At 60.7% G+C, this 12,564-nt stretch carries 14 protein-coding genes; 2 read left to right on the top strand and 12 right to left on the bottom strand.

Going from position 1 to position 12,564, the window contains the following annotated elements; genetic code table 11:
* Window positions 1-242: 242 nt before the first annotated feature.
* Both ACIPZE_RS18860 and ACIPZE_RS18855 read left to right on the top strand, forming a co-directional pair.
* Window positions 243-1,193 carry a DnaJ C-terminal domain-containing protein gene (locus tag ACIPZE_RS18860; protein WP_400774536.1) on the top strand — a complete coding sequence of 317 codons (951 nt, stop codon included), beginning with the start codon at window positions 243-245 and terminating at the stop codon, window positions 1,191-1,193.
* Window positions 1,194-1,216: 23 nt separating this feature from the next.
* On the top strand, window positions 1,217-1,522 hold the full coding sequence (locus tag ACIPZE_RS18855; protein ID WP_283437877.1) for a chaperone modulator CbpM: 306 nt from the start codon (window positions 1,217-1,219) through the stop codon (window positions 1,520-1,522).
* Window positions 1,523-1,665: 143 nt separating this feature from the next.
* On the opposite strand, the gene ureC is transcribed toward ACIPZE_RS18855, so the two are convergent.
* From ureC to ACIPZE_RS18795, 12 genes are all read right to left on the bottom strand, one after another.
* A complete protein-coding gene (gene ureC / locus ACIPZE_RS18850) occupies window positions 1,666-3,366 on the bottom strand; it encodes an urease subunit alpha (RefSeq protein WP_400774533.1) in 1,701 nt (566 codons plus the stop codon).
* 201 nt (window positions 3,367-3,567) lie between these two features.
* Window positions 3,568-3,873 (bottom strand): urease subunit beta, encoded by a 306-nt coding sequence (locus ACIPZE_RS18845; protein WP_016984791.1) that lies wholly within the window; start codon window positions 3,871-3,873, stop codon window positions 3,568-3,570.
* The gene (locus tag ACIPZE_RS18840) at window positions 3,873-4,406 is read right to left on the bottom strand and encodes a GNAT family N-acetyltransferase (protein ID WP_129388432.1); all 534 of its coding nucleotides are present in this window, start codon (window positions 4,404-4,406) and stop codon (window positions 3,873-3,875) included. The genes ACIPZE_RS18845 and ACIPZE_RS18840 overlap by 1 nt, the downstream gene beginning before the upstream one ends.
* A 5-nt stretch (window positions 4,407-4,411) precedes the next feature.
* Window positions 4,412-4,945 carry a GNAT family N-acetyltransferase gene (locus ACIPZE_RS18835; RefSeq protein WP_129388435.1) on the bottom strand — a complete coding sequence of 178 codons (534 nt, stop codon included), beginning with the start codon at window positions 4,943-4,945 and terminating at the stop codon, window positions 4,412-4,414.
* Between the two features lie 9 nt (window positions 4,946-4,954).
* Complete coding sequence (gene ureA, locus ACIPZE_RS18830) at window positions 4,955-5,257, bottom strand: urease subunit gamma (protein WP_008085431.1); 303 nt, start codon at window positions 5,255-5,257, stop codon at window positions 4,955-4,957.
* A 150-nt stretch (window positions 5,258-5,407) separates the two neighbouring features.
* A complete protein-coding gene (locus tag ACIPZE_RS18825) occupies window positions 5,408-6,247 on the bottom strand; it encodes an urease accessory protein UreD (RefSeq protein WP_400774530.1) in 840 nt (279 codons plus the stop codon).
* A gap of 43 nt (window positions 6,248-6,290) precedes the next feature.
* Entirely contained in the window at window positions 6,291-6,989 is a 699-nt protein-coding gene (urtE, locus tag ACIPZE_RS18820; protein WP_053116875.1) for an urea ABC transporter ATP-binding subunit UrtE, read from the bottom strand.
* A 134-nt stretch (window positions 6,990-7,123) separates the two neighbouring features.
* Window positions 7,124-7,993 carry an urea ABC transporter ATP-binding protein UrtD gene (urtD, locus tag ACIPZE_RS18815; RefSeq protein WP_108224426.1) on the bottom strand — a complete coding sequence of 290 codons (870 nt, stop codon included), beginning with the start codon at window positions 7,991-7,993 and terminating at the stop codon, window positions 7,124-7,126.
* A complete protein-coding gene (urtC, locus tag ACIPZE_RS18810; RefSeq protein ID WP_283437872.1) occupies window positions 7,990-9,069 on the bottom strand; it encodes an urea ABC transporter permease subunit UrtC in 1,080 nt (359 codons plus the stop codon). The genes urtD and urtC overlap by 4 nt, the downstream gene beginning before the upstream one ends.
* A complete protein-coding gene (urtB, locus tag ACIPZE_RS18805; RefSeq protein WP_400774527.1) occupies window positions 9,069-10,571 on the bottom strand; it encodes an urea ABC transporter permease subunit UrtB in 1,503 nt (500 codons plus the stop codon). The genes urtC and urtB overlap by 1 nt, the downstream gene beginning before the upstream one ends.
* A gap of 143 nt (window positions 10,572-10,714) precedes the next feature.
* A complete protein-coding gene (urtA, locus tag ACIPZE_RS18800; protein WP_129388453.1) occupies window positions 10,715-11,980 on the bottom strand; it encodes an urea ABC transporter substrate-binding protein in 1,266 nt (421 codons plus the stop codon).
* A 226-nt stretch (window positions 11,981-12,206) separates the two neighbouring features.
* Complete coding sequence (locus ACIPZE_RS18795) at window positions 12,207-12,506, bottom strand: hypothetical protein (RefSeq protein WP_400774523.1); 300 nt, start codon at window positions 12,504-12,506, stop codon at window positions 12,207-12,209.
* Window positions 12,507-12,564 lie beyond the last annotated feature (58 nt).

Below are 12,564 nucleotides of genomic sequence, written 5' to 3'. Positions count from 1 at the left end.
CGCCAGAATCGAAGGCCGGTCATCTGCTATTTCACGACTAAACTGGTTGAAAATCGCAGCTTCGCCCCAAACTTGCTGGCATGGGCCGGCAGAACCACCGGCGGTCACAAGAACCGTCGTCCACTGCCGATAAACTTCTGCTGCGCCACCCGGTCACAACCTTGAGATCGGTCAACCCGGCACGCGCGAATCGGCGCATGCTGGCATCGGCGCGAAATCGATAACGGACGGTGATTCCTTCGATGGACTTCAAAGACTATTACAAGATACTCGGCGTGGAGCCGACAGCAGACGACAAGGCAATCAAGGCTGCCTATCGCAAGCTGGCGCGTAAATACCACCCCGATGTCAGCAAGGAAAAAGACGCCGAGGAGAAGTTCAAGGACGCCTCGGAAGCCTATGAAGCGCTGAAGAGCGCTGACAAACGTGCGGAATACGACGAACTGCGCCGCTATGGCCAGCACGGTCAGCCGTTCCAGGGGCCACCGGGCTGGCAGAGCCGTGGCGGCTTTGGTGGCGGCGGTCAGGACACCGGTGACTTCTCGGACTTCTTCAGTTCGATCTTCGGCAATCGCGGCCCCGGTTTCGGTGGTGGCGAAGGTCGGCAACAACGCAGTGCAGCGCGCCGAGGGCAAGACGTGGAAATGGAACTGCCGATCTTCCTCGAGGAGACGCTGTCGAACGAGTCAAAGAAAGTCACCTTCCAGGTGCCGCAATACAACGCCAACGGCCAGCACGTCAGCAACACCAGCAAGAGCCTGAACGTGAAGATCCCGGCGGGCGTCACCGACGGCGAGCGTATCCGCCTCAAAGGCCAGGGTGCACCGGGCGTCGGTGGCGGGGCGAATGGCGATCTGTACCTGACCATTCGTTTTGCGCCGCACCCGAAATTCGATGTCGAAGGCGAAAACCTGATCATCACGCTGCCACTGGCGCCGTGGGAGTTGGCACTGGGCACTGAAGTGGCGGTGCCGACCCTCACCGGCAAGATCAACCTCAAGGTTCCGGCCGGCAGCCAGAATGGCCAGCGCATGCGCGCCAAGGGCCACGGTTTGCAGGACAAGGCTGGCGAACGCGGTTATTTGTTCGTGCAGCTCAAAGCGGTAATGCCAAAAGCGGCCGACGACGAGGTCAAGGCGCTGTGGCAGGAACTGGCGAAGAAAGCCGCCTTCAATCCGCGAGAGAACTTCTAAATTCGACGACGGAGTAGCCCATCATGAGCAGCCCCCTGATCGTTCAACTGGACCTGGCAGAATTCTGTGAGGCGGCCGATTTGTCGGACGTCTACGTGATAGAAATCGTCGAACACGGCATCCTCGAACCTCAGGGCGCGCAGCCCCGGGAATGGCGCTTCACCGATTACGAACTGGCCCTGGCCAAGCGTGCGGCGAAATTGCGGCATGACCTGGAGCTGGAGTGGGAAGGCGTCGCTCTGGCGCTGGATCTGCTGGAAGAGGTGCGCGAGTTGCGTGCCGAAAACCGTATGCTCAGACAACGCCTGGCACGCTTGGTAATCGAATAACCCCTGTAGGAGCTGCCGAAGGCTGCGATCTTTTGATCTTGTTTTTTAAGATCAAGATCAAAAGATCGCAGCCTTCGGCAGCTCCTACAGGGATCGGCATACGCAGGCCCTTGTACTCGCGGATCTTGAAAGGCTTTTTTGGGTTAGAACAGGAAATACCGCTGCGCCATCGGTAACGTTTCCGCCGGCTCGCACCACAGCAACACGCCGTCAGCCTTGACCTGATACGTCTGCGGATCAACATCAATGTTCGGCAGATAGTCGTTGTGAATCAGGTCGGTTTTCTGCACATCACGGCACCCCTTCACCACGGCGATTTTCTTCTTCAACCCCAACGCTTCCGGCAACCCGGCCTCCTGCGCCGCCTGGCTGATAAAGGTCAGGCTGGTGGCGTGCAGCGAGCCACCGTAACTGGCGAACATCGGACGGTAATGCACCGGTTGCGGTGTCGGGATCGAGGCATTGGCGTCGCCCATCAAGCTCGCGGCAATCGCGCCGCCCTTGAGAATCAGCGTCGGTTTGACGCCGAAAAACGCCGGACGCCAGAGCACCAGATCCGCCCATTTGCCAACCTCGATCGAACCGACTTCATGGCTGATGCCATGGGTGATCGCCGGATTGATCGTGTATTTGGCGATGTAGCGTTTGGCGCGGAAGTTGTCGTTGCCTGCGCCGTCCTGCGGCAGCGGGCCGCGTTGTTTTTTCATCTTGTCGGCGGTCTGCCAGGTGCGCGTGATGACTTCGCCGACGCGGCCCATGGCCTGGCTGTCGGAGCTGATCATCGAGAAGGCGCCGAGGTCGTGAAGGATGTCTTCGGCGGCAATCGTTTCGCGGCGAATACGGCTTTCGGCGAACGCGACGTCTTCGGCGATGCTCGGGTCGAGGTGATGGCAGACCATCAGCATGTCGAGGTGTTCGTCGATGGTGTTGCGGGTGAACGGCCGGGTCGGGTTGGTCGAACTCGGCAGCACATTGGGGAAACCGCAGGCCTTGATGATGTCCGGCGCGTGGCCGCCACCGGCACCTTCGGTGTGATAGGTATGGATGGTGCGGCCCTTGAACGCGCCGAGGGTGGTTTCGACGAAACCGGATTCGTTGAGGGTGTCGGTGTGGATCGCCACCTGCACGTCGAACTGATCGGCGACGCTCAGGCAGTTGTCGATGCTCGCCGGGGTGGTGCCCCAGTCTTCATGCAGCTTGAGGCCGATGGCGCCGGCCTTGACCTGTTCGATCAGCGGTTCCGGCAGGCTTGCGTTGCCCTTGCCGGTGAGGCCGATGTTCATCGGGAAGGCATCGGCAGCCTGGAGCATGCGCGCCAGATGCCACGGGCCCGAAGTGCACGTTGTGGCGTTGGTGCCCGTGGCCGGGCCGGTGCCGCCGCCGATCATGGTGGTGACGCCACTCATCAGCGCTTCTTCGATCTGCTGCGGGCAGATGAAGTGGATGTGCGTGTCGATGCCGCCAGCGGTGAGGATCATGCCTTCACCGGCAATCACTTCGGTACTCGCGCCGATGGCGATGTCGACGTTGGGCTGCACGTCGGGGTTGCCGGCCTTGCCGATCGCGAAGATGCGCCCGTCCTTGAGGCCGACGTCGGCTTTGACGATGCCCCAGTGGTCGATGATCAGCGCGTTGGTGATTAGCGTGTCGACCACTTCGGCGGCGAGCAGCTGGCTTTGGCCCTGGCCGTCGCGGATGACTTTGCCGCCGCCGAATTTCACTTCTTCGCCGTAGGTGGTGAAGTCTTTTTCGACTTCGATCCACAGTTCGGTATCGGCCAGGCGCACCTTGTCGCCGACGGTGGGGCCGAACATGTCGGCGTAGGCTTTTCTGGAGATTTTCATGCAGCGTCCTTCAGGAAAATAGTGGTGAGCCATCAACCCTCACCCTAGCCCTCTCCCAGAGGGAGAGGGGACTGATCGCGGGTTTCTTCCGACAGACATCGACCTGAAATATCGAGTCGAACTCAGGATCGGAAAAGCCCCCATTCGGCTCCCTCTCCCTCGGGAGAGGGCTGGGGTGAGGGGCGGCGGTGCATGCAGATGTCAGAGGTCGCCCATGATCCGTCCGGCAAACCCGAACACCCGGCGATGCCCGGCGTAATCGACCAGCTCGACTTCGCGACTCTGCCCCGGCTCAAAACGCACGGCAGTGCCTGCGGGAATATTCAGGCGCATGCCACGGCTCGCGGCGCGGTCGAAGGTCAGCGCGTCGTTGGTTTCGAAAAAGTGATAGTGCGAGCCGACCTGGATCGGCCGGTCGCCGCTGTTGGCGACTTTCAGGCTGACGGTGCGGCGACCGACGTTGAGTTCGATGTCGCCGGGCTGGATCTGGTATTCGCCAGGAATCATCACTGGGCTCCTTGCAGAATCTTGAAATAGAGGGCGGTCGGGCGATACGTGCCGGTCGGGTCGCAGGCGTAATCGGGAATCTGACCCGCGCGGGTGTACCCCAACGCCTTGTAGAAATCTTCGGCGGGCGAGCCGGCCTCGGTGTCGAGGTAGAGCATGCCGCGCTTGTGCTTGGGCGCTTCGAGTTCCAGCGCACTCATCAATTGCTGGCCAAGACCGCGCCGCCGCGCGTTTTCGCGCACCAGCAGTTTCTGCACCTCGGCGCGGTTGAGACCGTTGCGCTTCTGGCACAGACCCAATTGCACACTGGCCTGGACCTGTTCGTCCTTGACGACCACCCAGAGCAATACGCTGCCCTTGTTGACGCTGTCCTGCACCTCATCGAAATACGCGCGCGCCTGAGCCGCATCGAGATCGGCCATGAAGCCGACGCTGGCGCCGTAGCCCACGGCATCGAGCAGCAGATCAATCAGGCCCTGACGATAGTGGGCAAAACTTTCAGCGTTGACGCGGCGCAGTTGGGCGGCGTTCATCGGTGTCACTCCTTGTTGGCGTCAGGCGGCTCCGCGCCAGGATTGAGGGTCAGTTGCATGAAGGTCAGGTCGAGCCAGCGGCCGAACTTGGTACCGACCTGCGGCATCTGCCCGGTGATGCTGAAACCGGCGCGCTCGTGCAGACGAATCGAAGCGGCGTTGCCGCTTTCAATGGCGGCGACCATCACGTGTTTGTCGCAAGTTCTGGCCCGTTCGATCAGCGCCGTCATCAGTTGCGGGCCGAGTCCGTTACCACGCTGATCGCTGCGCACGTACACCGAGTGCTCGACGGTATGGCGAAAGCCATCGAACGGTCGCCAGTCACCGAACGAAGCGTAGCCGAGCACTGTGTTGTCGGCGTCGACGATCACCAGAATCGGGTAGGCCTGGGCCTGACGCGCGCTGAACCACGCCTGGCGATTGCCGAGGTCGACGGCCTGTTCATTCCAGATCGCCGTGGTGTTGAGCACAGCGTCGTTGTAGATGTCGCGGATCGCCGGCAGGTCGGCGTGGATGGCATCGCGAATGGAGTAAGTCATGGCGCGGCCTCAGACGATCGGTTGGTGGACGGTGACCAGTTTGGTGCCGTCGGGGAACGTCGCTTCGACCTGGATCTCGGGAATCATTTCCGGGATGCCTTCCATCACTTGTTCGCGGCTGAGCAGGGTGGTGCCGAAGTGCATCAGCTCGGCGACAGTCCGGCCGTCACGCGCGCCTTCGAGCAGCGCGGCGGAGATGTAGGCCATGGCTTCCGGGTAATTGAGTTTCACGCCGCGCGCCAAACGCCGCTCGGCGACGAGGCCGGCGGTGAAGATCAGCAGCTTGTCTTTTTCGCGTGGGGTCAGGTCCATTGTGGGAATCCAATATCGGCAGTTAAAAATAATGACGTACACCCTGTAGGAGCTGCCGGAGGCTGCGATCTTTTGATCTTGATCTTGAAAAAACAAAATCAAAAGATCGCAGCCTCGTTTCACTCGACAGCTCCTACAGGGGAATGCATTTCAGGTGTTCCAGATTCGGGGGGGCTGGGCTTCGCGGTCCAGCAGCACCGGGCGTAGCAGGCGCCATAAATCGATGAGCCACGCGCGGGCGAGCAATGCTTCGCTGGCCAGACAACGGGCGACCAGCAGCCCTGGCAACTGGGTCAAATCCCCGCGCACTTCGTGTCCGAGCGAGCGGCAACGTTCGAGCAACTCAGCGTCAATTTCACCGGTCACCAACAACGTCGCAAACACCGGATGGCCATCCAGCCCGATCGGCGCATCGAGCAAGCCATCACCGCCGACAATGCGCTGGCGTTCATGCCAGAGCAAACGGCCGTCGCGACGAATATCCAGGTGCGCCTGAAAGTGCCCACGGTCGAAACGCTCGCCACTCGCCGGACGACCCAGCGCCACCACATCCCAGTAGAACAGCCGCGCATCACCCTGCAGATCGATCGAAGTCGTGAGTTCGGCCTGGGCGGCGCTGTAGACGATGGTTTCCTGTGGCAGCCATTCCAGGGTCGCCCCGGCCGCCACCTGCAAATCGAGTTTCTGGTAGGCCGGGCCACCGGCGCGATACCACTTGGCCGCGCCGGGGCTGGTGATCTGCGCCCAAGCGCCAGGTTCGACGCGGGCGCTGATGTCCAGCCGATCGCCGCCGGCAATACCGCCCGGCGGGTGAACGATGATGTGTTGGCAGACTTCGGGGCCTTCGGCGTACAGGTGTTTTTGTACGCGCAGCGGGCCGATGTGCCGGCGCATGACCGGGCGCGTGCAATCGCCGAAACGCGCGTAGGCGAGTTCCAGCTCGGCGTGCCAGCTCGGGGTAAACAGGGCAGGTGCAACAGTCGAATTCATGGTTTGTAATTATCGTTAGGAAGCTACAGATTAGTTCGTTGTACTAGATCGTTACCAGCCCGCGTACACCCTCGGCCTCCATATTTTCACCGCGACCCTGCTGCACGATTTCGCCCCGGGACATCACCAGGTACTGATCGGCCAGTTCCGCCGCGAAATCGTAGAACTGCTCGACCAGCAAAATCGCCATGTCGCCGCGCGCCGCGAGTTTCTTGATCACCGCGCCGATCTCCTTGATCACCGAGGGTTGAATGCCTTCGGTGGGCTCATCAAGGATCAGTAAACGCGGACGACTGGCCAATGCGCGACCAATCGCCAGCTGTTGCTGCTGACCGCCGGAGAGGTCACCGCCGCGACGCTGCTTCATTTGTAGCAGCACCGGGAACAATTCGTAGATGAAACTTGGTACTTCTTTGGCTTCACTGCCGGGGAAACGCGACAAACCCATCAGCAGATTCTCTTCCACCGTCAGGCGTCCGAAGATCTCGCGGCCCTGCGGCACATAAGCGATCCCGGCGTGAACACGCTGGTGCGGCTTGAACGTGGTGATCGGTTTGCCCTCCCAATTCACCGCGCCTTCTTTGGCCGGCAGCAAGCCCATCAGGCATTTGAGCAGGGTGGTTTTGCCGACGCCGTTACGGCCGAGCAGGCAGGTGACCTCGCCGACCTTAACGTCGAAAGACAGGCCACGCAGGATGTGGCTACCGCCGTAGTACTGGTGCAGCTTGTCGACTTGCAGCATGTCCAAATTCTCCTCGGTGATCGTTCCCACGCTCTGCGTGGGAATGCCGCCATGGACGCTCTGCGTCCGCTTTTGTGTGACGCGGAGCGTCACGGGATGCATTCCCACGCGGAGCGTGGGAGCGATCTGAGTCTTCAGCGGCCGAGGTAGACCTCGATCACGCGCTCGTTTTCCTGCACTTGCTCCAGTGAGCCTTCGGCCAAAACGCTGCCCTGGTGCAACACGGTCACATGGTCGGCAATCGAGCCGACAAAGCCCATGTCATGCTCCACCACCATCAGCGAATGCTTGCCCGCCAGGCTCTTGAACAGTTCAGCAGTGAACTCGGTTTCGGCATCGGTCATTCCCGCCACCGGCTCATCGAGCAGGAGCAATTGCGGGTCTTGCATCAACAACATGCCGATCTCGAGAAACTGCTTCTGCCCGTGGGACAACAACCCCGCCGGGCGATTAACCGAGGTGGTCAAACGGATCGTCTCCAGCACTTCGCTGATCCGATCCTTCTGCTCACCACTCAGGCGCGCACGCAAACTGGCCCACACCGACTTGTCGGTCTTCTGCGCCAGCTCCAGGTTTTCAAACACGCTCAGCGCTTCGAACACCGTCGGCTTCTGGAACTTGCGACCGATGCCGGCTTGGGCGATCTGCACTTCGCTCATCTGCGTCAGGTCCAGCGTTTCGCCGAACCACGCCTTGCCGTGGCTCGGTCGGGTCTTGCCGGTGATCACGTCCATCAGCGTGGTTTTGCCCGCGCCGTTGGGGCCGATGATGCAGCGCAATTCACCGACGCCGATGTACAGGTTCAGATTGTTCAGCGCACGAAAGCCATCGAAGCTGACGCTGATGTCTTCCAGTGTCAGGATCGTGCCGTGGCGGGTGTCGAGGCCCGGGCCGACGCTTTGCCCGAGGCCGATCGAGTCGCGGCTGGTGCCAGCGTCCTTGTTCGGCTCGACGGGAAAAAAGGCCGGTTCCAGCATGAATTCAGCGCTCGCCGTGACTCTCATTGTTCACCTCGTTTCTTCAGCAGACCGATCACGCCTTTGGGCAAATACAGCGTCACGACGATGAACAGCGCGCCGAGGAAGAACAGCCAGTATTCCGGGAAGGCCACGGTAAACCAGCTCTTCATGCCGTTGACCACACCGGCACCGAGCAGCGGGCCAATCAGCGTGCCGCGCCCGCCAAGGGCCACCCAGACTGCTGCCTCAATCGAGTTGGTCGGCGACATTTCGCTCGGGTTGATGATCCCGACTTGCGGCACATACAACGCGCCGGCCAGACCACACAACACCGCGCTCAACACCCACACGAACAGCTTGAAACCACGCGGGTCGTAGCCGCAGAACATCAAACGGTTTTCCGCATCGCGCAGCGCCGTCAACACACGACCAAATTTGCTTTGCGCCAGGCGCCAGCCGATGAACAGACTCGCCACCAGCAGCAACACCGTGGCCAGAAACAACACCGCGCGCGTGCCCGGTTCAGTGATGCCGAAACCGAGAATCGTGCGGAAATTGGTAAAGCCGTTATTGCCGCCAAAACCGGTCTCGTTGCGAAAGAACAGCAACATCCCGGCAAAGGTCAGGGCCTGGGTCATGATCGAGAAATACACGCCCTTGATCCGCGAGCGGAAGGCGAAGAAACCGAATACCAGCGCCAGCAAACCCGGCGCCAACACCACCAGACACATCGCCCAGACGAAGCTGCTGGTGCCGGTCCAGTACCACGGTAATTCGCTCCACGACAGGAAGGTCATGAACGCCGGCAAGCCATCGCCGGCAGCCTGACGCATCAGGTACATGCCCATCGCATAACCGCCGAGCGCGAAGAACAGACCGTGGCCCAGCGACAGCAAACCGGCATAACCCCAGACCAGATCCAGTGCCAGGGCGACGATGGCGTAGCAGAGGATTTTGCCGACCAGTGTCAGCGTGTACGCCGAGACCGACAGCGTACTTTCCGCCGGCAACAACGACAGCAGCGGCAAGGCGATCAACAGGGCGAGGATCACCGCGCCAATCGCGATGGTTACCTTCGGCCCGGCCTTTTGTGTGGCCGTGACTAACAGAGGCTGGTTCATCAGTCGATCACCCGTCCTTTCAGTGCGAAGAGGCCTTGCGGACGTTTCTGGATAAACAGAATGATCAGCGCGAGGATCAGGATCTTGCCGAGCACCGCACCGATCTGCGGTTCGAGAATCTTGTTGGCGATGCCCAGGCCGAATGCCGCGAGCACGCTGCCGGCCAACTGGCCGACGCCGCCGAGCACCACCACCAGGAACGAGTCGATGATGTAGCTCTGGCCGAGGTCCGGACCGACGTTGCCGATCTGGCTCAGCGCCACGCCGCCGAGGCCGGCAATGCCTGAGCCCAGGCCGAAGGCGAGCATGTCGACGCGACCGGTCGGCACACCGCAGCAAGCTGCCATGTTGCGGTTCTGGGTGACGGCGCGGACGTTGAGGCCGAGGCGGGTTTTGTTCAGCAGCAGCCACGTCAGCACCACCACAAACAAGGCGAAGGCGATGATGACGATGCGGTTGTACGGCAGCACCAGATTCGGCAGCACTTGAATGCCGCCCGACAACCACGCCGGGTTGGCGACCTCAACGTTCTGCGCGCCGAACAACAGACGCACCAGTTGAATCAACATCAGGCTGATGCCCCACGTGGCGAGCAGGGTTTCCAGTGGGCGACCGTAGAGGTGACGAATCACCGTGCGCTCCAGTGCCATGCCGATCGCCGCCGTAACGAAGAACGCCACCGGCAACGCAATCAACGGGTAGAACTCGATGGCCTGTGGTGCGTAGCGCTGGAACATCAACTGCACCACATACGTCGAGTAGGCGCCGAGCATCAGCATTTCGCCGTGGGCCATGTTGATCACGCCGAGCAGGCCGAACGTGATCGCCAGACCGAGAGCGGCGAGCAACAGAATCGAACCGAGCGACATGCCGCTGAAGGCCTGGCCGAGGATCTCGCCGATCAGCAGTTTGCGTTTGACCTGGGCTAGGCTGGTTTCGGCAGCGGTGCGCACGTTGGCATCGGCTTCGACGCCGGGTTCGAGCAAACCTTCGAGGCGCGTACGGGCCAGTGGATCGCCGGTTTCGCCGAGCAACCGCACGGCCGCGAGGCGTACGGCCGGGTCAGTGTCGACCAGTTGCAGATTGGCCAGCGCCAGGCTCAGGGCGGCGTGGACGGCTTGATCTTTTTCACCAGCGAGTTGCTGGTCGAGGAATTTCAGCTGCGCGGGTTTCGCGCTTTTCTGCAATTGCTGCGCGGCAGTCAGACGGATTTTGGCGTCGGCGGCGAGCAATTGATGGCTGGCCATGGCAGTGTCGATCAGACCCCGCAGGCGATTGTTCAGGCGCAGGGTTTTCGCTTGGCCATCGACGGTCAGTTCGCCTTGTTGCAGGGCGTTGATCAATTCGATACGTGCCGGGTCGGGCTGCGCAGCCCAGGTTTCGAGGAGTTTGGCCTGTTGCACGGGATTGGCCGCGACAAAGTCTTCGGCATCGCCAGCGTGGGCCAGCATCGGCAGCAAAAGTGCGATGGCGAGAAGCAAGCGGTAGAGGGCAGTGCGCATATGCGTGGCCTTGCGTAGTGATCGTTCCCACGCTCCGCGTGGGAATGCAGCCCGGGACGCTCCGCGTCCCCAAAGCGGACGCAGAGCGTCCGTTGAGGCATTCCCACGCAGAGCGTGGGAACGATCAGGTTGAGCGGGATAACTCAGTTGCTCTTCACCGCATAATCCGGCTTCTTGTCGTTGCCCTGAATGAACGGGCTCCAAGGTTGCGCACGGACGGGCCCTTCGGTCTGCCACACGACGTTGAACTGACCATCGGCCTGAATCTCGCCGATCATCACCGGTTTGTGCAGGTGGTGATTGGTCTTGTCCATGGTCAACGTGTAGCCAGACGGCGCGGCAAAGGTCTGGCCGGCGAGGGCTTCGCGGACTTTGTCGACGTCAGTGGACTTGGCTTTCTCAACCGCCTGCGCCCACATGTGGATGCCGACGTAGGTGGCTTCCATCGGGTCGTTGGTCACGGCTTTGTCAGCGCCCGGCAGGTTGTGTTTCTTCGCGTAGGCCTTCCAGTCATCGACGAACTTCTTGTTTACCGGGTTCTCCACCGACTCGAAGTAGTTCCACGCCGCGAGGTTGCCCACCAACGGTTTGGTGTCGATGCCGCGCAGTTCTTCTTCGCCGACCGAGAACGCCACGACCGGCACGTCGGTGGCTTTCAAACCCTGGTTGGCCAGTTCTTTGTAGAACGGCACGTTGGAGTCGCCGTTGACGGTCGAGATGACCGCAGTCTTGCCACCGGCCGAGAACTTCTTGATGTTGGCAACGATGGTTTGATAGTCGCTGTGACCGAACGGCGTGTAGACCTCTTCGATGTCCTTGTCGGCGACGCCTTTGGAGTGCAGGAACGAACGCAGGATCTTGTTGGTGGTGCGCGGGTAGACGTAGTCGGTGCCGAGCAGGAAGTAGCGTTTGGCGCTGCCACCTTCTTCGCTCATCAAATATTCAACCGCCGGGATTGCTTGCTGGTTTGGCGCAGCGCCGGTGTAGAAAACGTTCGGCGACATCTCTTCGCCTTCGTATTGCACCGGGTAGAACAGCAGGCCGTTGAGCTCTTCGAACACCGGCAACACTGATTTACGCGACACCGACGTCCAGCAGCCGAACACCACGGCGACCTTGTCCTGGGTCAGCAACTGCCGGCCCTTTTCGGCGAACAGCGGCCAGTTTGATGCTGGGTCAACCACCACTGGTTCAAGCATCTTGCCGTTGACGCCGCCCTTGGCGTTGATCTCGTCGATGGTCATCAGCGCCATGTCTTTGAGCGACGTTTCGGAGATCGCCATGGTGCCGGACAACGAATGCAGAATCCCGACCTTGATGGTCTCGGCGGCCTGGACAGTCCAGGTCATGCCCATCGCGGCAATGGATGCCGTGAGTGTGAAAGCCTTGATCAAACTGCGACGCTTCATTGTGCGATCTCCATGAACATTTGAAGTTTTTTTGGTTGGCAGATGCGGACGACTGAAGGTGTGTTTTGCAAGGGCTGTGCCCGGTCGGGATCGGGCAGGAAAATGTCGTGTTAGAGCGGTTGCGCGCAGAGACTGCGCACCAGGAGGGGACGTGCGGCGGGGCGTGGTGCGGGGAAGTGCTTCATTGTGGTGCTGCCGCAGGGCGACAGCGGTAAGGCGTGGCGGGTCAGTTCACCCCGGGCCAGGAGTCGACGTATTTGATGGTGAAATCGGGGTAGGCGTCGACAATTTGAATCTTGTAATCAGGGTATTGATCGACGATTTGCCATTTGCCGACCGAGTCAGGCCACTGGGTGACTTGCTTGACCTTCAGGTCTGGCCAGGAGTTATCGATCTTCACTTTGTAGTCGGGGTAAGAGCTGACGAACTGGATCTTGCCGTAAATCCGCGAGACATCGACTTTGGTATCGGCCGACGCCGAACCGCAAACCAACACCAACACCAACAGCGCAACCTTTTTGAACATGACACTCATCCTGAGACTGGAAAGACACGCAGTCTAAATCAGCCGCACACGCACGTGA

The sequence above is a fragment of the Pseudomonas sp. NPDC089741 genome, assembly GCF_044748825.1.
In the GTDB taxonomy this organism is placed as follows: Bacteria; Pseudomonadota; Gammaproteobacteria; order Pseudomonadales; family Pseudomonadaceae; genus Aquipseudomonas; species Aquipseudomonas helmanticensis.
Note: the sequence above shows the minus strand (reverse complement) of the source record. Positions and strands in the feature narration are given on the sequence as shown.